This window comes from Sphingopyxis sp. UBA6723 (assembly GCF_002454115.1).
In the GTDB taxonomy this organism is placed as follows: domain Bacteria; phylum Pseudomonadota; class Alphaproteobacteria; order Sphingomonadales; family Sphingomonadaceae; genus Sphingopyxis.
Window position 1 is genome coordinate 173,077 of the sequence record NZ_DKIH01000004.1, and the last position, 21,741, is coordinate 194,817.

The 21,741-nt window shown below is 62.3% G+C and carries 23 protein-coding genes and 1 other annotated feature; of the genes, 14 read left to right on the forward strand and 9 right to left on the reverse strand.

Annotated features, from left to right (window positions below; all coding sequences use genetic code 11):
* Nucleotide 1 precedes the first annotated feature (1 nt).
* From trbB to B4F07_RS02500, 3 genes are read right to left on the reverse strand one after another with little or no spacing between them, the layout of a single operon-like run.
* Nucleotides 2-1,006: a P-type conjugative transfer ATPase TrbB gene (gene trbB / locus B4F07_RS02490; protein WP_293699549.1), complete on the reverse strand. Its 1,005-nt coding sequence runs from the start codon at nucleotides 1,004-1,006 to the stop codon at nucleotides 2-4.
* Complete coding sequence (locus B4F07_RS02495) at nucleotides 1,003-1,425, reverse strand: CopG family transcriptional regulator (protein ID WP_293699551.1); 423 nt, start codon at nucleotides 1,423-1,425, stop codon at nucleotides 1,003-1,005. The genes trbB and B4F07_RS02495 overlap by 4 nt, the downstream gene beginning before the upstream one ends.
* Nucleotides 1,426-1,427: 2 nt before the next feature.
* Nucleotides 1,428-3,458, reverse strand: a complete 2,031-nt coding sequence (locus B4F07_RS02500) for a conjugal transfer protein TraG (protein WP_293699553.1) — start codon at nucleotides 3,456-3,458, stop codon at nucleotides 1,428-1,430.
* Nucleotides 3,459-3,770: 312 nt separating this feature from the next.
* Between B4F07_RS02500 and B4F07_RS02505 the strand changes: the two genes are divergently transcribed.
* Nucleotides 3,771-4,331 (forward strand): type 1 glutamine amidotransferase domain-containing protein, encoded by a 561-nt coding sequence (locus B4F07_RS02505; RefSeq protein WP_293699555.1) that lies wholly within the window; start codon nucleotides 3,771-3,773, stop codon nucleotides 4,329-4,331.
* 326 nt (nucleotides 4,332-4,657) lie between these two features.
* Here B4F07_RS02505 and B4F07_RS02510 read toward each other — a convergent pair whose 3' ends face one another.
* Nucleotides 4,658-5,311: an SOS response-associated peptidase gene (locus tag B4F07_RS02510; RefSeq protein WP_293699559.1), complete on the reverse strand. Its 654-nt coding sequence runs from the start codon at nucleotides 5,309-5,311 to the stop codon at nucleotides 4,658-4,660.
* An 84-nt stretch (nucleotides 5,312-5,395) separates the two neighbouring features.
* Here B4F07_RS02510 and B4F07_RS02515 point away from each other — a divergent pair, with 84 nt between their 5' ends.
* Nucleotides 5,396-5,665, forward strand: coding sequence for a hypothetical protein (locus B4F07_RS02515; RefSeq protein WP_293699561.1), 270 nt, complete (start codon nucleotides 5,396-5,398; stop codon nucleotides 5,663-5,665).
* Between the two features lie 8 nt (nucleotides 5,666-5,673).
* Here B4F07_RS02515 and B4F07_RS02520 read toward each other — a convergent pair whose 3' ends face one another.
* Nucleotides 5,674-5,985, reverse strand: a complete 312-nt coding sequence (locus B4F07_RS02520; RefSeq protein WP_293699564.1) for a hypothetical protein — start codon at nucleotides 5,983-5,985, stop codon at nucleotides 5,674-5,676.
* Between the two features lie 63 nt (nucleotides 5,986-6,048).
* On the opposite strand from B4F07_RS02520, the gene B4F07_RS02525 reads away from it, so the two are divergent.
* From B4F07_RS02525 to B4F07_RS02570, 10 genes are all read left to right on the forward strand, one after another.
* Complete coding sequence (locus B4F07_RS02525; RefSeq protein ID WP_293699566.1) at nucleotides 6,049-6,423, forward strand: hypothetical protein; 375 nt, start codon at nucleotides 6,049-6,051, stop codon at nucleotides 6,421-6,423.
* A gap of 23 nt (nucleotides 6,424-6,446) precedes the next feature.
* Nucleotides 6,447-6,596, forward strand: a complete 150-nt coding sequence (locus B4F07_RS02530; RefSeq protein ID WP_293699568.1) for a hypothetical protein — start codon at nucleotides 6,447-6,449, stop codon at nucleotides 6,594-6,596.
* A 1-nt stretch (nucleotide 6,597) separates the two neighbouring features.
* Entirely contained in the window at nucleotides 6,598-6,879 is a 282-nt protein-coding gene (locus tag B4F07_RS02535) for a hypothetical protein (protein WP_293699570.1), read from the forward strand.
* On the forward strand, nucleotides 6,876-7,307 hold the full coding sequence (locus B4F07_RS02540) for a hypothetical protein (protein ID WP_293699573.1): 432 nt from the start codon (nucleotides 6,876-6,878) through the stop codon (nucleotides 7,305-7,307). The genes B4F07_RS02535 and B4F07_RS02540 overlap by 4 nt, the downstream gene beginning before the upstream one ends.
* A gap of 618 nt (nucleotides 7,308-7,925) precedes the next feature.
* Complete coding sequence (locus B4F07_RS02545; protein ID WP_293699576.1) at nucleotides 7,926-10,622, forward strand: TrlF family AAA-like ATPase; 2,697 nt, start codon at nucleotides 7,926-7,928, stop codon at nucleotides 10,620-10,622.
* 40 nt (nucleotides 10,623-10,662) lie between these two features.
* Complete coding sequence (locus B4F07_RS02550) at nucleotides 10,663-11,307, forward strand: hypothetical protein (RefSeq protein ID WP_293699579.1); 645 nt, start codon at nucleotides 10,663-10,665, stop codon at nucleotides 11,305-11,307.
* A gap of 48 nt (nucleotides 11,308-11,355) precedes the next feature.
* Complete coding sequence (locus B4F07_RS02555; protein WP_293704494.1) at nucleotides 11,356-12,093, forward strand: Shedu immune nuclease family protein; 738 nt, start codon at nucleotides 11,356-11,358, stop codon at nucleotides 12,091-12,093.
* Between the two features lie 423 nt (nucleotides 12,094-12,516).
* Nucleotides 12,517-14,343: an ATP-dependent nuclease gene (locus B4F07_RS02560; RefSeq protein WP_293699584.1), complete on the forward strand. Its 1,827-nt coding sequence runs from the start codon at nucleotides 12,517-12,519 to the stop codon at nucleotides 14,341-14,343.
* Nucleotides 14,344-14,352: 9 nt separating this feature from the next.
* Complete coding sequence (locus B4F07_RS02565; RefSeq protein ID WP_293699587.1) at nucleotides 14,353-15,009, forward strand: DUF2971 domain-containing protein; 657 nt, start codon at nucleotides 14,353-14,355, stop codon at nucleotides 15,007-15,009.
* Nucleotides 14,972-15,877: a DUF2726 domain-containing protein gene (locus B4F07_RS02570; RefSeq protein WP_293704496.1), complete on the forward strand. Its 906-nt coding sequence runs from the start codon at nucleotides 14,972-14,974 to the stop codon at nucleotides 15,875-15,877. The genes B4F07_RS02565 and B4F07_RS02570 overlap by 38 nt, the downstream gene beginning before the upstream one ends.
* Nucleotides 15,878-16,045: 168 nt before the next feature.
* Here B4F07_RS02570 and B4F07_RS02575 read toward each other — a convergent pair whose 3' ends face one another.
* From B4F07_RS02575 to B4F07_RS02585, 3 genes are all read right to left on the reverse strand, one after another.
* A complete protein-coding gene (locus B4F07_RS02575; protein WP_293699593.1) occupies nucleotides 16,046-17,542 on the reverse strand; it encodes a SulP family inorganic anion transporter in 1,497 nt (498 codons plus the stop codon).
* A 60-nt stretch (nucleotides 17,543-17,602) separates the two neighbouring features.
* Nucleotides 17,603-17,658 (reverse strand) — a sequence feature (sul1 is cis-regulatory element that is thought to sense ions involved in sulfur or methionine metabolism; They are found in Alphaproteobacteria).
* A 20-nt stretch (nucleotides 17,659-17,678) separates the two neighbouring features.
* Nucleotides 17,679-17,843, reverse strand: coding sequence for a hypothetical protein (locus B4F07_RS02580; RefSeq protein WP_293704497.1), 165 nt, complete (start codon nucleotides 17,841-17,843; stop codon nucleotides 17,679-17,681).
* A 105-nt stretch (nucleotides 17,844-17,948) separates the two neighbouring features.
* On the reverse strand, nucleotides 17,949-18,704 hold the full coding sequence (locus B4F07_RS02585) for an SDR family oxidoreductase (protein ID WP_293699596.1): 756 nt from the start codon (nucleotides 18,702-18,704) through the stop codon (nucleotides 17,949-17,951).
* A 137-nt stretch (nucleotides 18,705-18,841) separates the two neighbouring features.
* On the opposite strand from B4F07_RS02585, the gene B4F07_RS02590 reads away from it, so the two are divergent.
* Both B4F07_RS02590 and B4F07_RS02595 read left to right on the forward strand, forming a co-directional pair.
* Entirely contained in the window at nucleotides 18,842-19,729 is an 888-nt protein-coding gene (locus B4F07_RS02590; protein ID WP_293699599.1) for an AraC family transcriptional regulator, read from the forward strand.
* A 617-nt stretch (nucleotides 19,730-20,346) separates the two neighbouring features.
* The gene (locus B4F07_RS02595; RefSeq protein ID WP_293699602.1) at nucleotides 20,347-20,523 is read left to right on the forward strand and encodes a hypothetical protein; all 177 of its coding nucleotides are present in this window, start codon (nucleotides 20,347-20,349) and stop codon (nucleotides 20,521-20,523) included.
* A 114-nt stretch (nucleotides 20,524-20,637) separates the two neighbouring features.
* Here B4F07_RS02595 and B4F07_RS02600 read toward each other — a convergent pair whose 3' ends face one another.
* Entirely contained in the window at nucleotides 20,638-21,714 is a 1,077-nt protein-coding gene (locus B4F07_RS02600; protein ID WP_293699605.1) for a winged helix-turn-helix domain-containing protein, read from the reverse strand.
* Nucleotides 21,715-21,741 lie beyond the last annotated feature (27 nt).

The window sequence follows — 21,741 nt, forward strand, 5'->3', positions numbered from 1 at the left end:
ATCAGGCTCCTTCAGAGGCAGGGGGTTGGGACATGAGCGCGTCGACCAGGTAGCCGCCCGCCGGATCGAGGCCCGCGACGCGCACCACCGTCTCGATGCGCCGCGCGAGCCCGCGACCCGAGAGGAAGACGATGCAGTCGATCGCCTCGGCAATGAGGCGCTGCGGCACGGTGACCACGGCTTCCTGGATGAGCTGTTCGAGCCGGTAGAGCGCCGCGAGCGCGCTGTTGGCGTGGACGGTCGCAATGCCGCCGGGGTGCCCGGTGTTCCACGCCTTGAGCATGTCGAGCGCCTCGCGCCCGCGCACCTCGCCGACGATGATGCGGTCGGGCCGCAAGCGCAGCGTCGAGCGCACAAGGTCGGCCATGCTCACCGCCCCCTCGCCCGCGCCGCTCGCCGCCCGCGTCCGTAGCGCGACGACGTCGCGCGCGGCGCATTGCAGCTCGCGGGTATCCTCGATCAGGATCACCCGCTGATCGAGATCGGCCATCTCGGCGAGCAGCGCATTGGCAAGCGTCGTTTTGCCCGACGACGTCCCGCCGGCGACAAGGATGTTCTGCCGCGCACGGACTGCGGCGGCGAGCTGCGTCGCGGTCGCGGTCGGCATGATACGGTCAGCGACATAATCGCGCAGCGTGTAGATCTTTGCCGCCGGCTTGCGGATCGACAAACAGGGCGCGCGCGATACCGGCGGCAATATGCCCTCGAAGCGTTCGCCTGCCCCCTGCCCGTGCGGCGGCAGTTCGGCCGAGACGATCGGCGCCAGCGCATGCGCCTCGCTGCGGGCATGCGAGGCCACCAGGCGGATGATCCGCTCGACCTTGGCGGGATCGAACATGACGCCGCTGTCGCGGCGGCCCTCGCCGAGCCGGTCGATCCACAGGCGCCCATCGGGGTTGATCATGATTTCGGCGACCTCGGGATCGGCGAGCGCGGCCGCAATCGTCGGCCCCATCGCGGTGTGCAGCATCGCGCGGCTGCGGGCAGCGGACAGGCTCTCGCTCATCGCCGCGTCTCCCGCTCGGCGGGCGTACCAAGCGTTCGCCTGCCGCTCGCCATCGCCTCGCCCACCCGCTCGACAAACGCGTTGAACCGGTCGCGGCCGACCGCGCGCGCCGCCTCGTCGCCGTCGGCGAGCGGCGCCTGGACCATCAGCTGGTAACGGACGAAGAGCGCGAGGCTTTCGAGCAGGATATGGCCGTCGCGCTCGATCCGCCCGAGCGCCATCGACATGCGGTCGAGCCGCACGCTGAACCTCGTCTCAAGCTCCGACACCGCCTGCCGGTTCAGCCAGGCCGTCAGCGCATCGGCAAGGATCGCCGACTTGGCGGCGCCGGGGGCAGCAGCCAGCGCCTCGAACCGCTGACTGAGGTCGTGCGGCAGAAACAGCTGGTAGCGCACTTTATGGTCCTTGCGGCGGCCCATGATCAAAAGCTCGGCAGGCTGTCGTCGCCCTGCCCCTGGTTGATGGCATGGGCGCGCTGGACGTCGGCCAAGGAGCCGCTGGCTCGATCGATGGCGCGTTTGTCGGCGGCGGGATCGACATCGTCTTTCTCGAGACCGAGCGGATCGATGTCGGCGGGCGGAGCGGGTGCGGGCAGCGGTGTATCGGGCAGCTCGGGGGTGCGTTGCTGCTGGAGGCCGCCGTCGTCGGCGCCGTCGTCGGGCGCGATTGCCGCCGCGAGCCGGGCATCGACGCGCCGCGCGAAGCTGCCCCAGTCGTCGGGTCGCGGCGCCGGACGATCGCGCAAGTTGCCATCGCCGAGCGCCGGCGGCGGCAGCAGCCGCACGGTAAATTGCGGATCGGTATAGTAGCGCAGCTTCTTGGCGCGGATCGGCGCCATGCCGGAGACCAGCACCAGCTCGTCGTCGGGATCGAGCTGCATCACCTCGCCCTGGGTCAGCAGCGGCCGCGCGGTTTCCTGGCGACTGACCATGACGTGCGCGAGCCAGGGCGCGAGCCGGTGCCCGGCATAGTTGCGCATCGCACGCTGTTCGGTCGCGACGCCGAGCGCGTCGGAGATCCGGCGCGCGGTCCGCTCGTCGTTGGTCGCGAAGGCGACGCGGACATGGCAGTTGTCGAGGATCGAATTATGCTCGCCATAGGCTTTTTCGATCTGGTTGAGCGACTGGGCGATCAGAAAGGCGCGCACGCCATAGCCGGCCATGAAAGCGAGGCTCGTCTCGAAGAAATCGAGCCGCCCGAGGGCGGGGAATTCGTCGAGCATCATCAGCAGCTGGTGGCGGCGCACCGCCGAACCACGATCGTCGAGCTTTTCGGTGAGGCGGCGGCCGATCTGGTTGAGGATGAGGCGGACGAGCGGCTTGGTCCGGCTGATGTCCGACGGCGGGATGACAAGGTAGAGCGACAGCGGATGCGCCCCGTCGACGAGATCGGCGATCCGAAAATCGCAGCGCGAGGTAACGGCGGCCACGGTGGGATCGCGGTAGAGACCGAGGAACGACATCGCGGTCGACAGCACGCCCGAGCGCTCGTTTTCGCTCTTGTTGAGCAGCTCGCGCGCCGCCGAGGCGACCACCGGGTGGACCTGCGGCGCGTCGGGGCTGCCGATATGGTTGGTCGTCATCATCTGCCGCAGCGTCGCGGTGAAGGCGCGCTGCGGATCGGAAAGGAAGGTCGCGACGCGCGCGAGCGTCTTCTCCTCCTCGGCATAAAGAATGTGGAGGATCGCCCCGACGAGCAGCGCGTGTGACGTTTTCTCCCAATGGCTGCGGCGTTCGAGTGCGCCTTCGGGATCGACGAGAATATCGGCGATATTCTGGACGTCGCGCACCTCATGGAGGCCGCGGCGCACTTCGAGCAGCGGATTATAGCGGGCCGATGCGACATCGGTGGGGTTGAACATCAGCGCATGGCCGAAACGTGCGCGCCAGCCGGCGGTCAGCTGCCAGTTTTCGCCCTTGATATCGTGAATGACCGCGCTGCCGGTCCAGCTGAGCAGGGTCGGCACGACCAGGCCGACGCCCTTGCCCGAGCGCGTCGGCGCGAACGCCATGACATGTTCGGGTCCGTCGTGGCGCAGATAATGGGCGCGGTGACGGCCGAGAAAAACCCCCGCATCGCGCGTCAGGCCGGCGCGGTCGATTTCGCGCGGGGTCGCCCAGCGCGCCGATCCATAGGTGGTAACGTGGCGCGATTGCCGCGCCCGCCACAGCGATCCCGCCACCGCGGCCGCGCAGCCCAGAAACCCGCTCGCGGCGGCCAGCGTGCCAGCCTTGTCGAAGACATGCGGCGCATAGGCTTCGTAATGATACCACCAGGGGAAGATCTGCCAGGGGCGGTAAATGGGCACCCCGAACAGATCGAACCAGGCCGCGCCGAGCTGCGCCTGATAGCCGAGCATCGCGGCGGCCCACTGGGTCGCCGCCCACAGGCCGGTGATCATGATCGCGAAGACCAGACAGATCTGACCAATGAGCAATTTGGTGGGCGTCATGCACTGCTTCCTTCGAACGCGCCGGACTGGGCCGGCTGACGAAGCGAGAGTCAGCGAAATCCACGCTCGAAAACACTACAGTTACGCGGCATTTGGCGGCATTATGCGGCAATGACGCGGCCCAGGTGCGGCATATTCAGCTGCAAGTGGCCACCACCGCGCCCGAGTCGGCCATCGATTCGGGGTGATATGCGCCCGCGCCCGCCCGCGCCGGATTGCGGCCACCACCGCAATTTTTGCTCGGGTCGACCGGCGGGACGCAACAACCTCCCACGCCGCGGATTGTCCGAGGATAACCCAAGGAGATTCCAGATGGCCGACGCCAAGACCCTATCCCGCCGCCGCATCCTGATCATGGCGACCGACGGGTTCGAACAGTCCGAACTCGAAGTGCCGCTCGAACGGCTCGAAGCCGCGGGAGCGGACGTCGATGTTGCCGCCCTCACCGACGATGACATCACGGGCTGGGACGGCGACGATTGGGGTGATGAGGTCGAGGTCGATCTCACGCTCGCCGAGGTCAAGGTCGAAGATTATGACGCGCTCGTGCTGCCCGGCGGCCAGATCAACCCCGATCTGCTGCGCGTCGAGGACAAGGCGATCGCCATAATCCGCGCTTTTGCGGCGGCCGACAAGCCGATCGCGGCCATCTGCCATGCGCCGTGGCTGCTGATCGAAGCCGGGCTCGCCAAGGGCAAGCGCATGACGAGCTACAAGTCGATCCGGACCGATGTCGCGAACGCCGGCGCCGAACTCGTCGACGAGCCGGTCGTGATTGACGGCAACCTCATCACCAGCCGCTGCCCTGACGATCTCCCCGCCTTTTGCGATGCGATCATCGACGCCTTCGCGGTCGCCGAAGCCGCCGCCTGATCGCCGCGCGCCCTGCTGACCGACAGCAGGGCGCCAGAAAACGACAAACGGCGATTTGGCGAGGCATGCCGGGAGCGGCCCGCGCTGCTCTGCGCGGCAAGATGGTCGGGCGCCATGGCCAAGGCTGCTGATGGCTCCGTTCGCGGCGCCGTTGTCAAAGCCCCCGCATATCGTCCGGCCTAGCCTGCCCGCCTCCCGTTCGGTTCAATCTCCAAGATAAGGATAGATTGCGGTGAACGCGATGAAGGCGAGCGAAGCGAGCAAGCCCCAAAGCCACGCCGGGTGCTCGGGCTCGGTGTCGCGCGGGTCGGGCCAAAGCCGAGGCATCAGAGCAGCGCCGGATGGTCCGGCAACGCCGCTTTGCGCTTGAACCAGGGCTCGTCGGTGCGCTCGACCAGCAGCTGGTCAGGCGGATATTGCGTGACCAGCGCGATCGCCTCGTCGGCATCGGCGCGCAGCCAGGCGTCGTGCGCATCGGCCGGAAGGATGACCGGCATCCGGTCATGAATGTCCCAAAGCTCCTTGGTCGCGTCGACCATCACGCCGGTATAGGCGTCGCCCCACGCGTCGGTCGGCCGCCAAAGCCCTGCCCATGCCGCGATCGGCTGATCGGCGACGCTGATCCACGTCCGCGTCATCCTTCCCTGCGGACCTTCCGCTTCGGCAAAAGCGGTAAACGGGATCAGGCAACGCTGCGCGGGGTCGGTGAACCATTGGCGCCAGATCGTCCATAATTTGTCGTCGCGGGCGTTGTTGGTCGCGGTCGGCTTGTTCGGCTTCCCCGTGCGTTTGTTGACCGAATGCCGCGGAAAGCCCCACGTCATCTGCTGCAGCACGCGCTGGCCTTCCACCTCGCGGACCACGATACCGGGATATTGCGGATAGACGTCGGCAGGCGCGTTAAAGCCGTAGGTCGCCGGCGTCCCGAAGAGGTTCGCCATCTCCTGCACCGTCGATTTGTTGGTGTATAGATTGCACACCAGCCGATCTTGCCGCCCTCGCACCGCCTGTCAATCGGCAACCAGCTGGTTGCGCCCGCGTTCGTCAAGCGAAGGAGATGCCGGATGACCCAAGAATATGATGCCGCCAGGACCGCTCCCGTCGAACGCGTCGCGCGCGTGCTGGCGGGGCATGCGCTCAGCCGCAATGCCGAGGGCGATATGGAATCGGCGGGCACCGCCGTCGACGATCTGTGGCCGGACTACGCCCCTGCCGCGCTGGCGGTCCTGCGGACCCTGCGCGAACCCAGCGGCCGCATGATTGCGGTTGGCGACGCGGAGATCTGGGAGCGGATGATTATCGCCGCGATCGAAGACGAAACGCTCGCCGACTGAGGCGATCGCTATCGCCGCCGTCTGAGTTCGCGTTTCCATTCGGTGATATCGGGCATTGGCAGCTGCCGGTTATGATCGACGCTCACCAGCTCCAGCGTTGGCAGGGTGCGCTTTCGCTTCGCATAATAGCATTGCAGGCACCGCATGCGCTTGCGCACTTCGGGCAACCGGTCGTTCCAGCCCTTGCGCTCGAACAGGTGCCAGAGCGCGTGCGGGTCGAAGATGCCGACGTTCCCGCACTGGCATGACACCTGCACGGTATGATGGCGGCACGCGACATCGAACAGGCTGCTGATCGGGTTAACGAGAGTGCGACTCATGACTCGACAAAAGAGAACGAAAGAGGAACAATGAGCAAGAGGGATTCGAGTCGGAGTGTGAATATGGAGACGATCGACCGCAGCTATCGCGGGCTTGAGATATGGGACGTCGATGACGTTGCGCCCGCGATCAGGGACGAAGCGACGGCTGCCGCGTTAGCCGTGCTCGATCTCGAAGGCGTGTCCCCCCTCGAGGCCCGCGTTGCGCAGTTCACGCTGGAAGGAATGGACGACAAAGGCGTGCTCGACCGCGCCGACCCAGCAGACTTCGGTCTCAACATGGCGCATTTGAACGCGTGTCGGGAAGCAGAAGTCGCCGCCCGCCGCGTGATCGAACGGCTCGCGCCGAACCGCGCCGAACCCTATCTCATGCTGGGCGTTGCCGATTGGGCGCTGGGCGAATGGCAGGCCCATGATACGGACCCGACCAAGATATGACACCGGGACATAATGGGAAGCCCGTGGCCGATCGCATCGCCGACTATCTGGAAGGCAAGGCGGAGCGCTTCAACGATCGCGCAGGGCGGACGGGAGACATGGATTTGCGCACAAGCGCCTCAACGCTGAACGCTGCGGCCTCCGACATTCGCGCGCGGCTGTTTGACGACTGACATGCACCGGGTTGACCGCGATTATCTCAGTACCTGCATCTATGTCGCCATCAAGACGATGCGCGCCGGCAAAAACGGCAAAGCGAAGCATCCGGTGCCCGAGCTGCGCGACGACTGGAATGTGCAAAAACTGGTCGGCGTCGTTCTGAACCAGGTGGACAATGACAGTATGTTTGTCTGCCGCGCGGGTCCGTCGCCGACCGATCTCGCCTACACGCCTTCACACCAGCCGCCCAAATTCGGGATCGACGAGCCCTGGCCCGATGGTATCAAGCCGCGATGATCCTCTCGCTCATGCTCGCCGCGTCGGTGGTTCCTGCCGGACAGTCCTTCGCCTGCACCCCGATCGCGGTCTGGGACGGCGACGGACCGATCTGGTGCGCCGAAGGCCCGCACATCCGTCTCTCGGGCATCGCTGCCCGCGAGATGGACGGCAGTTGCAGTGCAGGACACCCCTGCCCCGCCGCTGACGCGGTGGCGGCACGCGGTCATCTCGTTGCGTTGCTCGGCACGCGTCGCGGGGCGCGGCCGACGGGTCATATCATCGTCGCCGGACCGCCGCTGCGCTGCCGGTCGGCGGGCGCCGCGGGCGGCAAACGCACCGCCGCCTTTTGCAGCTCGCCGCGATCGGGCGACATTTCCTGCGCGATGGTGCGGAGCGGCCTCGCGGCGAAATGGGATCGATATTGGCAAGGCCATCGCTGCGACTGACCAGCGCCTCGCGACAGCGCCACCGGTGACAGTTCCGGTTCGCCTCGATCATTCCATTCAACCGATTTATGCCATGGAAAGCCGACGATTTCCCTCACCCGCTTGTCGGTAAAAATCCTACCCTGTCCATCATCCGTAGCGCGAAGCGGAGCTGCGGCTCCAGTGCATAACATGTTTGTCCCCGACTGCGCCGTCGCAGCAAAGCCGCCTGTCAGCAATGCGCCTCATCTAAGCCGTTCGGCCGAATAATTAGCGCTCCTAGAAGCGGACATTCAGATCATGGCTGGGCCTGAGATTTACTGCCATTCCGATCAGCCTCCTCGAGCGACGGTTTTCGCTAAAAAGCGGACGAGGTCTGCCATGCGAAGAGAAGGCTTCGAAGCCTGAATCGGCCCAGGTTTGCCGGAGGCTACAGTCGGCGCGGCCACGGCCGGCGGTCGCATATCGTTGCAGCCGTGAATCGGCTAGCCTGAAGCAAGGCCGCGTCATGGATAACATGCAAGAGAGGCAAGAAGAGATCCTGTTCGCTACCCTGATCGAAATACAGTAACGAGAGCTGATTGGTGCTGACATCCAAGGGGGTTTGTTGGTGGCGAGAAGTTACGACGAGGGGGTCAGGTGGTTACCGAAACACTAGCGACTTTGAGCAGCGGAGCGAAATTCTTCCGCGGCGACTTGCACATCCACAGTTTCGGGGCGTCGCACGACGTGCGTGATGCGACGGCGACGCCGGCTGCGATTGTAGAGACGGCACGCGCCGAAGGCCTTTCGATCATCGCGCTGACCGATCACAACGAGATCATGAATGTCGCGGCGGCGATCGAGGCGGGTCGCGACGCAGGCATCTATGTCGTGCCCGGGGTCGAACTCTCGACGCCCGAGGGGCATCTGCTGTGTTTCGCGCCAAGCGCTGACGCGCTGGAGCGGTTCTTCAATCGGCTGCAGATAGCGGATCGACGCACGAGCCAGTGCCGCTGCCAGACGGGCGCACTCCAATGTCTCGAGCTGATCGCTGCGGAAGGCGGGTTCGGGGTGATGGCCCATGTCGAGCTCGAGGGGGCCTTCGAGACGAACATGCCGCGCTTCACGCCGGCGAAACTCGACATATTGTGCCACCCAGCGCTTGAAGGGATCGAGGTGACGCGCGCGGATTGCCCGATCCTCTACAATCGCAGCGACAACGATGCTGACCGGCGGAGTGCTGCGGTCGAGCGCATCCGTCGGCTCAGCCTAGGCAGCGAGCAATACCTCGCCCGGATCCTCAACAGCGATGCCCATTCGCTCAACGCTGTCGGCCGCAACGCCAATCGCGATAAGCGCATCACGCGCTACAAGATGGAGACGCCAAGCTTCGAGGGTTTGCGGCTCGCTTTCAGGACTGCCGATACCCGCGTGCGCATCGAAGAGGGATTGCCCGCGGTCGTGCCCGTCGTTCAGGGCGTGCATTTCCAAGGGGCCTTTCTGGATGGCGAGGCCATCACTTTCAGCCCCAACCTCACCTGTATTATTGGCGGACGCGGCAGCGGCAAGTCGACCGCCTTCGAGAGCGTTTGCCTGATCGGCGGACCGCCGGACGAGGATGTGACCGTGATCGACAGCGACGTGTGGCCCGATATCGTGTCGCTGGTCTATGTCGACGAGACCGGCCAGGGGCACAGCCTTGCGCGCAGCAAGTATGGCGATGTCGAAAATCTGGACGAACCCGCCAGTGGCTCGACCGCTTTTCCGATCGAAAGCTATCGGCAGGGTGCAACCAACGAGATCAGCAAGCGCGTTCAGGATGATCCGCTGGCTTTGCTCACTTTTCTCGACAAGCTCGTGCAGGTTGAGCGGGAGATAGCGGCAGAAGATGAGGTTCGCGGCGATCTGGCAGAACTGGCACCGAAGATCGCCAAGGCCGCCGCGAACGTCGCGCGCATCCCGGAACGCGAGAAGGAATTGAAACTCAAGAGCGATCAGCTGCAGCGACTGCGCGACGACAATGGCGAGGAGGTCATCAAGCTCCAGCGGCAACTGGAGGGCGAGAAGCGCGCCCGTCTGGGAATTGAGGCAGCGCTCGCGAAGCTGGCGGGTGCGATCACAAACGAGGGGATCACGGCGATCACCGCCGATATCCGAGCGTCGATCACCGACGATGTGATCGAGCTTGGCGCGCCCGAAGCGACCAAGATCGAGGCCGAAACCGGCACATATGAGACCGCCGTGTCAGGATCGACGCAGGCGCTTCGCAAGGTCACGCAGGACTATGTGGCCGCGGTCAAGGCGCAGATCGCCGAATGGAAGAACAAGGAGGGCCAGACCTCGGCCCAGATCGAGCAGAAGAAGCAGGATTTGCTCAAGCACGGCATCCGGCTCGACATGCCGTTCATCCAGAAACTGGTATCAGACGAGGCCCGCGCCAAGGAGAATGTGAAGAACCTCAAATCTTGGGTTCCCGAGCTTGCGCGGCTGCGCAAGGACTATGGTGATCTGCTGAAAGCGCGCTGGGCTGCGCGGCAGGTCGTGGCGCGCCACCGCTCGATGTTCGCGTTGCGCGCGTCAGAGGCCCTGAAGGGGACCTTGTCGGATCTGTTCGTAACGCTGAAGTTCGACGAAAACGCTCTGGCCGCAGACGCTGAGCGGCTGATCATCGACGCGATGGGATGGCGCACGCTGCAGCAGCTGAAAGCGCGGGCGCTGATCAACATGCTCACCCTGCCCGCCTTGCTCGAGTGCCTGCGCAAGCGCGATACCAAGCCGATTCTCGCTCTTCGTAACAGCGATACCGGCGGCGCGATCTTCGCGCAGAACGAGGCCGAGTTGTTGCTGGAGCGGATCGCTGAGCCGGACCTGCTCAGCCAGCTGGAAACGGTCGCCGTCCATGATCGCCCGCGGCTCAGCGTCACTAAGCGACTGGAGGGGGCAGGCGGCCAAGCACGTTTCGTACCGCGTGACTTTCGAAAATTGTCGCTGGGCCAGCAGCAATCGGTGCTCTTGGCGCTGATGCTGACCAGCGAGAGTCGCGCGCCGCTGATTGTCGATCAGCCAGAGGATAATCTCGACAGCGAGTTCATCTACAAGACGCTGGTTCCAGTGATCAGGGCGGCAAAGGAGCGCCGGCAGGTGATCGTGGTCACGCACAACGCCAATATCGCGGTCCTTGGTGATGCCGAGTTGATCGTCGCTCTGAAAGCGACCGCGGACAAAGCTCAGATCGTTACACGCGGTTCGATCGATCATTCGAAGACCTGCGAGGCCGCTTGCAACATCCTGGAAGGGTCACGCGAGGCGTTCGACCGGCGCGCCGCCGTCTATGGGATTGCCCGGCGTGGTTGAGGCTCGCCCATTTCAAATCTCAGCTCGGGGGCTCTAGGCAGTGCCTTCGGTGCGTCCCTCTGTATTCAATCAGCGCGCACGGGCGGATGGCGGCCCTTTCCTGCTGATCGAGGCTTGTGAGGAGGAAGAGGGCTTCAGTGTGGACGTTCTATTCACCGACACGCCGCCTGCCGAGCGAACCGGCTCCTACCCCCTTGCGCGCCTGCTGAACGTCTCGCCGGACATGCTACGGATCTTCCCGCTCAACGTCCGGCCCGATCGGCCCGATTATCTGCAACCGCGCTATGGGACGCTGGAGACGATCGCGGTCAGCGGGAGGGTAAATGCGCCCTATGCGCTTCCCGAGACGACCGAGGACGTCGAAGCGCTCCTTGCGAACCTGCCCGAGGGATTCGCGAAGGACTTCCGATTCGGGCTCGGCCTACTGTGGGAATATCGGTCGATCTGCCAAGCGCTTGGCGAACAGGGGCAGATCGGATTGCTGGTCGTCCATCAGGGCGAGGAGGCGAGCTTCGATCCACCCATGTTCGTACTGGGCATCAGGCGCTTCCATGCGATCCGCAACGAGATCAACCGGATCAGCGCGCGCTATCAGCGAGACGCGCGACGCGACAAAGACCACTTAGCCTATCACGAACTTTTTTATGCAGCAGACCCGGCGCGCTTTCAGAGATTGTCAAAATAGCTGCGCGCCGACACATTGTTTGAAGCCACGCGTGGTGGGCGTGACCGCGTGACCCTGTCGAAGCGGGACCGCCAGGCTGCGGTTGGTCTGGTGCGCACGAACATCGAAATGCTCTCTGAAACGGAGACCAATGCGCTCCTCTCGCTCAAGAGCGAGATTGAAGAGGTTACGCTGCAACAGCTGATCGCGCGCTTTGCCGACATGATCGACAAGGCACTGCCCGAGGCGCGATGGCAGAGCTTTCTGATGCAGAACTCTTTCATCCTCAGCCTCGCCTTTGCGGTACCGGCCCTGATGGTCGAGGGGCAGGCTTATGCCGGCGGCAAAAGGTTGAGCGGTCGTGGCGGCGCCGTCACTGACTTCCTGTGTGCGTCCGCCTCGACCGGCAGCCTCGCGATCGTCGAGATCAAGCGGCCCTCGACGGAATTGCTCGGCGCGAACCCCTATCGCGGCGACGATGTCTTTGCGGCGTCGGCTGAATTATCCGGAACAATCGCTCAGCTTCTCGACCAGAAGCTAAAGCTGCAGCGCGAGTTGCCGATACTGAAGGAAGCAAGCGAGCGTTACGATATTCACGACTACGGTATTCGGGGCATCATCGTTGCGGGGCGAACGCCGGAGGGCAATGCCCGTCGAAGGTCGTTCGAACTGCTGCGAGGCGCCATGACCGGCGTGGTCGTCATCACATTCGATGAACTGCTCGCCCGACTCGAGGAGATCCACGCAGCACTTGGTGCGCGCCCCGAATGTACTCCAGTCCCGACTCCGGCTTCATCGATCATCTGATCGAGGCCTAACTGGAACCAGCTACTGCGGACCGACGCCCCGCAACGCGGCAAGGTGTTCAGAAATCTATTCTTCCATGCCTAGGCCCCAAGCCTGGCTCTCCTGCAGGCGTTCTCCTCGGAATACGGAAAGAGCCAAACGTAGATGCGAAGGCGACGGCTTCGATAGAGGTCGCTCGTGTCCTCAACGTGCTCGACGGAAAGCTGAAGCGCTACGGCTGCGCAGCTGCCAACAGAGACCGATGATTACCTCGTTGATCGTTCACCTTTTGCGTCGTTTGTTTCAAAATACAATTCAGAGCATATAGGGCGGTTCAAACTGCACGGCTGAAAGCGCGTAGCGTCGATCCGGATCAATTCGACCTGTCGTCGACACCCGTAGAGCGGTAGTTGAAAGTTCACGGGTTGGAGCGGGGACGGCAGGATGCGAATTCGAAAATTGCGTGTGAAAGGGTTTCAGTCTTTTTCGGATTCCGGAAAGATTGAGTTTGAAGACGGCTTTAATCTGGTCATCGGCCAAAATAACTCCGGGAAGAGCGCTCTGCTCCGCGCAATGCTACCCGGATTAAAGGACGAGCGGCACCGGTCGCTCGATCAATGGGAGAACCTCAAGCTTCCTCAACCCGAGGTCGAGTTTGAGCTGCAATTCTCCGGGCGCGAGGTGGCCGACGCGACCCTACGCGCGGGCAACGCGATCCACTTTCCAATTCACGAAAGCTGGCAAACGTCGCCGCGGGCAAAGTTTGATGCCTTCATCGAAAATCCAAACATCATATTAGCAGTCACCGGATCACCCGCGACGACATTCAAAGCCCCTTATCCTAGCCATGCGTTGTTCGCGCACGGACAGAATAAAGTGCAAATCATGCTCAAGGTCGAACCGCGAAACGGCAGTCTTGACACCACTGCAGGTCCAATGTTCGATTCTAGCGATAATGTCGCGGAATGTGTGTGGAGGGCATGGAATGACCGCATGTTCTACTTTGCGGCTGAACGCTTCAATGTCGGCGAGTGTGGCCCAACCCATGCGGCGCGACTGGAACCAAATGCCTCCAATCTTCCTGCCGCGCTCAACACGATGGCTGGCGAAAAGGGCGACACGTTCGAAAAACTGGTCAATCATATGCGGGAGATCTTCTCGACAGTCGGCAATCTGAGCATCCGGGTCAGGCCCGAAAATGGAAATTTGGAAATTCGGGTTTGGCCGACGCGCGCAAGACCGGATGTTGACCTGAGTTTCCCGCTGCATTCCAGCGGCACGGGGGTGGCCCAGGTCATCGCGATACTGACCGCGATCATGACCGTCGACAATGCGGTCATCATCATTGATGAGATCAACAGCTTTCTTCACCCCGCGGCCGTGAAGACTCTGCTCCGAATTTTGCAGACCGAATATCCGCACCACCAATATATCATCTCGACGCACGCCCCCGAAGTGATCGGATTCAGCAACCCGCGCACCGTCCACCTCGTCAACCGAGATGGCTATGAATCGTCGGTGCGGCGGCTCGATCTTGCGAACATCGAGCAGTTTCGTGAAGTGGCCGGTCATATCGGAATCTCGATGGCAGATGTTTTTGCGGCAGACCGCGTGATCTGGGTCGAGGGACCCACGGAGGAAATCAGCTTTCCATTTATCTACCAAGCATTTGCGGGCCAGGCGCTCCCCCGCGGCACGCTAATATCGTCGGTTGCAGCAACGGGAGACTTCAATCGTAAACGCGACCGTGAGATCGTCTACGAGGTTTATCGTCGACTGAGTGGAGCGGCGTCACGGCTGGTGGTTGCTACGACATTCAGCTTTGACTCCGAAACGCTTTCCGAAGCCGACAAGGCGAAGATGGTGGCTGACGCCGGAGGCCAGCTCAGCTTTTTGCCGCGTCGCCATATCGAATGTTATCTCCTAGCGCCGGATGCGATCGCCGCATTTATCGCCGAGCGCGATCCGCAATCAGAAGATGTCGTGACATCGGAGGCAGTGGGGGCAAAGTTCGACGAACTCGCCGGCACCCTCGAATTCAAGATTCCGGAATGGACAGGAAATCGCTCCAATCCGGCATGGCTTGCCGGCGTCGACGCTGCGAAGCTCATCGCGCGCACCGTCGCAACGCTGACGGAGCAGCGGGTAACATTCAACAAGAAGGAGGACTCGCTGATGCTCATTCAATATATTGTCACGAACGACAAGGAGGCCCTCCGCCCCCTCTTCGAATATGTGGCGGGTCTCGTACAATCGGTCACCGCAGACTGACGCGCGGGGATGCGCGTCTATCATTTCATCGGAGAAGAGTTCGGACTCTCCGCGATTGGACTTCGCCGCCTCAAAATCTCGCGCCTCGACCAGCTCAACGATCCGTTCGAGATGTTTGCCGGGACGCAGGGCGATCCCGCCACCCGGCTCGCTATGCGCTCGCTTCGTGAGGCATTTGCCAAGCATCTCGGGATTTTATGCTTTAGCCGGGATTGGCACAATCCTGTGATGTGGGGTCATTATGCTCAAAGCCATCGGGGTCTTTGCCTAGGCTTCGACGTCGACGAATCCGTCGCCATGCCGGTGCGATATGTTTCGAAGCGAATTCCGCTCGATCATTATCTCGACCCATCGACGAGCGAAGCGGAAGTTCGCGCGCTCGCAGCCAAATTCGCCTCCACGAAATATGCGCATTGGCGATATGAGAAGGAGATACGATGTTGGGCATCGCTCGAAACCGACGGACCCGACATTCAATTTTTCGACTTCGGAAACCAGCTCCGTCTCCGTGAAGTCTTTATCGGATTTCAATCGTCGATTACCCGCCAGATGGTGATCGACGCACTTGGCGATGAGCTTGAACCTGCCGTCACCGTTAGGAACACTCGCCTCGCATTTCGCACCTTCCGTGTCGTCACCCAGCGAAATCGAAAGCTCTGGCGGTAACGACGATATGCTCAGGCTGCTGAACCGCTACGAGGAAATCGTCTTCGACCAGATTTCAGCGGTAAGCCGCAAATATGGGTTGTCGGTCTACCCAAAGGTCCGGGTCGCGGACGTCATCGACCTCGATGCGCTGCTAATCGACTATTCTCACAAGTCATTCGGGTTGCGCGCCCATTTCGATTTCCTCATAGCGCGCGAATATCAGCCGCATTACGCGATCGAGTTCGACGGCCCGAGCCACGCGACGGCGGTGCAGCAGGAGCGCGACGAAAAAAAGGACCGATTGTGCAAGTTGGCGGGGTTACCGATCCTCCGAATCAATAGCCGCCACCTCGCCAAAGATTATGGCACGCTCACTCTGATTGCATGGATCATTGAGACCTACGAGTTGCAGTGCGGCTTCCACGAGGCGCAGGAGAGCGGTCAAATCCCTGCGGACGAGATTTTCGACCCCTTTTCCCTGATGGAATTCGAGGCAGGGAGAATCACCCATCCCCTGTGGCTAAGTCGCAACCATCGACTGGAAATACGCCGCTTGCATGAACAGGGGAGATTGCAAGATTTCGCATCGTCGGGACTAATCGGCGAAAATTTCGGCGGAACGATGCGTGGCATAGAATATATCCGCGTTAATGCCACGCATGGTCTCAGCGTGGAGACTGCGATGCGGCCGCAACAGTTTCCGATCTTGTTCAGCGATCTTCTGGGCGAGATACTGGTAATTCAGTTGACGAGCCGAATCTCCGCCTATCTTGCCGGGGAAGCGAGCCTTGAGCCGCTCTCGCGTATCGACGACCGCATTGAGCTGATCCAGGCTAACTATCGGATGCGATGCAGCCATTTCCTGAGCTCGCCAACCTTGGCCTGACCGCGGCGAGGGAACAATGTTGCCGCTATGGGGTTCGCGTCGCAGCGCCTATCCGGTGAAATGTTCGTTCTATGGTGCAGATCGATGTCGGCTTTTCATGTCCGGAACCTGAAAGCTGCCAGTCCGCTAGCGGCCAGCAACAGTAATCGCGAGCCGTAGATCAAGCCATCAATGCGGCGCTATCCCGATTTCTACACCCGTCTTGTCGTGAAGCGCGAACTTGTCGATGATGTCCGCGCTGGCGCGGTTGTACCCCACGACCTCGACGCTCCGCCCCTCGCGCCGCAGCTTGGCGACGATCTTGTCGAGCGCTCCAACGCCCGAAATATCCCAGAAATGCGCAGCTGAAACGTCGATCAGCACAGTGTCCGTCTGATCCTCGGTTTGGAACGCGCGGGTAAAGCGATCGACCGAGGCAAAGAAAATCTGCCCGGTGACGCGATATGTCGCCGTCGCGCCGTCAGGTGATACGTCGCGCTCGACCGCGAACATCCGCCGCACCTTCCCGGCAAAAAACACCCCCGACAACAATACGCCCGCCAACACGCCGAGCGACAGGTCATGCGTCGCCACCACCACGATCACCGTCGTCAGCATGACGATCGAGGATGTCGGCGGATGGCGGCGCAAATTGGGAATCGAATTCCAGCTGAACGTCCCGATCGACACCATGATCATTACCGCGACCAGCGCGGGCATCGGCACCTGGCCGACGAACGGACCGAGCACTGCCAGCAGGAACAACAGGAAGGCACCCGCGGTGAAGGTCGATAAACGACCCCGTCCGCCGGACGTCACGTTGATCACCGATTGGCCGATCATCGCGCAACCGCCCATGCCGCCAAAGAAGGCCGCAACGATATTTGCCCCGCCCTGCCCGGCACATTCGCGCTGCTTGTCGCTGTCGGTGTCGGTCATGTCATCGACGATCTGCGCGGTGAGCAGGCTTTCGAGCAGCCCGACCGCAGCCATGGTCAGCGAATAGGGCAGGATGATCTGAAGCGTTTCCCACGTCAGCGGCACATTCGGCAACGCGAAGGTCGGCAGCCCCTCGGGCAATTTGCCCATGTCGCCCACCGTATTGACCGGCAGTCCGACACCGATGCTGATCGCCGACAGGATCAGGATAGCGACCAGCGGCGACGGCACCGCTTTGGTCAGGCGCGGCAACAGATAGATGATCGCCAGCCCGCCCGCGACCATCGCATAGGTTTCCCAGCCGACGTTGGTCAGTTGCGGCAGCTGCGCCATGAAAATCAGGATCGCCAGCCCGTTGACGAAACCGGTGATGACCGACCGCGACACGAACTGCATCAGCAGGTCGAGCCGGAGCAAACCGGCAACGATCTGGATCAACCCCATCAGGATCGTTGCCGCGAACAGATATTCGACGCCATGATCGCGCACCAGCGGGATCACCAGCACCGCGACCGCGGCGGTGGCGGCAGAGATCATGCCGGTGCGCCCTCCGGTAAAGGCAACGACCATCGCAATCGCGACCGACGCGTACAGCCCGACGCGGGGGTCGACCCCGGCGATGATCGAAAAGCCGATCGCTTCGGGAATCAGCGCCAGCGCAACGACGATCCCGGCGAGGATTTCGCGGCGCAGCGACGCGCCGTCGGTGAACCACTGCTGGCGATACGAAGACAAGGAAACAGACATTGGAATTCCACAACAAGGCACATGGCGCCAGCTTGGGCGCGAACAGGATTTCATGTGTGATGTCGTCCGGCGGATCGGCGGCCGGAATAGCCACCCGGATTTGCACCGGGTCCATGCGAGTGCGCTGCCCCTACCTTTACGGGCGGTTCATTGCAAGACGGCCATCAGCTGGCTGTGTCTTGAGATATCCAGCCACCGAAGAGTAGATCGCTGCTTCGATATTCCCGAAATTAACGTCGGCTTTCGAATGGTTGACGCCTAAATGCCGCCAGTCTGGAATCGGCCAATGGTCGACTGTCATGTGGCGCGACTTTCTCACAGGACTTAAATCCTGATCGCCGGAAAACCATAAATAGCAGCGCGCCGGTGGAGCTTGTTCCAACGGCGCGCTGTCGTTTGAAGCGGCCTAGATTCCTTGACCGCCCGATACCTCGATGCGCTGGGCATTGATCCAGCGGTTTGCCTCGGTCAGCAGGCTAGCAACCATCGGCCCGATATCGTCGGGCATTCCCACGCGGCCGAGGGCGGTCATGCCGGCGAACTGATCGTTGAGATCGGGCGTGTCGCGCACCGCGCCTCCAAGAAAATCGGTCTCGATTGCGCCCGGCGCCACCGTATTGACCGCGATGCCACGCGCGCCGAGTTCCTTCGCGAGAAAGACGCTGAGCACCTCGACCGCACCCTTGGCGGCCGAGTAGGCCGCAAAACCGGGAGCCGACACCCGGGTCAGACCGGAGGACAGGTTTACGATGCGCCCGCCGTCGGCGAGGAGCGGCAGCAGCGTCTGCGTCAGGAAGAAGACGCCCTTAAAGTGGACGTTCACAAGCGCGTCGAACTGGGCCTCGGTGGTGTCGGCAATCATCGCGAACTCGCCGTGACCCGCATTGTTGACCAGGTGGTCGAAGGTGCTTCGCTGCCAGGTGTCACGAAGCGCAGCCTGCAGCCGGTCTGCAAAATCGCCGAAGCCAGCGACGGCCCCGCAGTCGAGCTGAAGCGCGACCGCATTGCAGCCCATTGCCTGAATCTCCGCAACGACGGCGTCGGCATCGCTAGAACGGCTGTGGTAGGTAATGATGACATCGCCGCCGGCGCGGGCGATGCTGAGAGCGGTGTTGCGGCCGAGGCCCCGGCTAGCACCGGTAATGAGCGTGATCTTGGTCATGGTCGGTCTCCTGTGCCGTGAGTGGCCACACCGATATGCAGCAGCCGCACCCCGAGAGGTTGCCGGCACCTCGCTTATCTTTGCCTAATCCTCCAAAAGCGTGGCGACGGCTGGTCTCCTGCGCTATACAGGCGGGCATGAACGACCTGCTCACTGCCGTTAGCCGCTACGCCGATGCCCACGCCGATGCGAACGGCGTCGCCGCCACCCCGATCGCGGGCCTGTCGACCATTCGCGCAACCGCGCCCAGCGATCTCGTCTATGCGATTTCGCGCCCGCTGGTCGCGGTCGTGGTGCAGGGCAGCAAGCATGTCACTATGGGCACGACTGGATTCGCCTTTTCGGGAGGCGAATCGTTACTTATCGCCGCGGATGTCCCGACCGTCAGCCAGGTCACGCGGGCGAGCATCGCCGCGCCCTATTATTCGCTCGTGCTCGAACTCGACACGGCCATCGTGGCCGAGCTGGTTGCCGAGATGAAGCCGCGGCTGGTCGATGACCATGCCCGCGTGAGGGTCGACCCGACCGATACGGAAGTGGCCGACGCGGCCCTGCGGCTGATCCGCCTGCTCGATCGCCCGGCGTCCATCCCTGTGCTCAAGGCGCAGCTCCTGCGCGAGATGCATTATTGGCTGCTGGTCGGCAGGCACGGAGCCGCGATACGCCACCTCGGCTGGCCCGATAGTCATGTCCAGCGTGTAGCCCGCGCTGTCGCCATCCTGCGCTCCGACTATGCAAGGCCGCTGCCGGTCGAGCGGCTGGCGGCCGCAGCAGGCATGAGTCCGTCCGCTTTCCATCAGCATTTTCGCGCCGTCACGTCGCTTTCTCCGCTCCAGTTCCAGAAGCATTTGCGGCTCGTCGAGGCCCATAGGTTGATGCTGTCTGACGGGAAGAATTCCAGCAACGCGGCCTTCGATGTGGGATATGAAAGCGTCTCCCAGTTCAATCGCGAGTATAGCCGGATGTTCGGCCAGCCCCCGGTCAGAGACATAAGGCTGGCTCGCAGCAGGGCCGTCGCTGCCTGACGATCCAGAAAGATGCTAGTCTCATCGAGGCGATACTTGGCAAGGCGCTGATGATGTCGCCTTTACGTCGCGTCGAACTCAAAGCTGATTGTCGGCTATCGGCCAGCCATGGTTATCGGCGAGAGCATCTCGTTTACACCGAGAGGTTCGGCGGTCGAACGTCCGCTTTGCCACGGACGCGCCCGAAAGCTGCCCGACCGCTAGCGGCCAATCCCGGTTGCGAGCACCATGAAAATTTCAAGCGCTGGAACCGAGATACGGATCAGTGAGTATTCTCGCCGAGCTTCAAAACACAAAGGATTGAACGCTTTCCACCGGGCCGCGCTCTGGCGCGGTCCGGACTAATCGCGTTGCGATTTCCACGTCTCCCGATGTGCGTTTATTGATCGCGTTATTCCCCAATGGGCCGGACTCTTTGTAGAGAAACCACGCCATCCTTCCGCGCGTTGTCGATCACACCGCTTCTGCATTGCGAAAGAAACAGCCATGTCTCTGGAAGAGGAGCTCTTCGAAATCGAGCGCGGTTTCTGGATCGAGGGAGCCGACTATTTCGCGGCGCACCTGGCCGAGCGATGCCTGCTCGCCTTTCCGCAGTCAATCGGTGGCGGGAGCTTGAGATGAGCGATCAGCAGCTTTTGAAGCTGTCCGACGATGCGGCGATGATCAGCTATAAGGCCGACGTGACGCGGGCGGATGGTGTCGCTTATTCCGCGCTGATCGGATCGGCCTATGTGAGGCGGTCGAATGTCTGGCTGCTGGCCTCGCACCAGCATTCGCCGGTAACCAAGGACTGAGAAGACGAAGGTCGGCGTGTAGGGCAACGGGTCGGTCCGGCACGCCCGCTGGCAAGAACGTCGGAACATAGCGTCCGCTAGCGATCCGCATCCATCTGATGGGGGGCGCCAATCTCAAGCGGGCTTCATTGGCCAATTTCGCACCGCCAAGAGGCCCGCTCCAATCGACAGAATGAAAATTTGACTTTCGGCAGCGACAGTTAGCCCGATTGCGGTCCTAGTGAGTCTAGGCTCTCCGGTCTCCATGCCTATTTTTGCGAGGTTGAGTTGGGTTCCGGTAAGGCCTTGCGCAAGGGCTTGCAGCGAGCCAGCCAGCAATGTCCCTCCGGAGAAGAAAATGAGGGCAGCCGCGCCAAAGCCTGCGAGCACGCAAACGGCGAAGACCGTCCGACGCGTGCATCCTGCCAACGCGGTCCACGCCACCAAACCCGCAGCGGTGCCGAGCACGACGCCTTCGAAGGGCCCGGTCACATTCACGATGGACACCCCCGAAAGCAGCCCGACGCCCTCGCGTCCAAGGAGGTTGCCCAGAGCACCTACGGCAAGGCCGCCGATTGCGGTGCAGGCCACCACCCATCCGTCGACACGTCCGCGCCATGTCAGAGCCGCAGTCATTCCCGCGCCGAGACCCGCCCCGGCGAGCAGGCCGAGCGCGCCGATCATCGCCGCAAGGACCAGCACCTGCGCGCCGCCGCTGGTCGCTGCAATCATGCCGTAGATCAGTCCGGCCACGGCACCTGACGCAAGGCCTGCCAAGGTGCAGGCCCCGGCGACATGCGATCCTTCCGGGCTCGGCGTTAGTGGTGCCTGCGCTGTTTTATCGGCAATAAAGCGATAGCCATGTTTAGGCACCGTTTCGATAAAGCGCGGATTGGCAACATCGTCTCCCAAGGCTCGGCGCAACGTCCGGATGCACTGCGTCAGTGCTTCGTCCGTAACCGGAATCCCGTGCCAGACCTGATCCATGAACGAATCTTTGGTGACGAGCTCCCCGCGGCGCGAGACGAGCAGGGCCAGCGCGTCAAAATAGCGGCTTCCCAGCTCGATCGGAAGGCCGTGCTTGCGCAACTGCCTGTTGTCGCAATCGAGCTGAAAAGCGTCGAAGTGCAGAATGCGAGGCTGTGTCTCCATGGTCTCGAGGTCTGGTGCCATCGCGGGGCGGTGGCAAGCGTTGAGCACGGTTTCAGCCATTGCTCATGAATTGCTCATGCCTTTCAC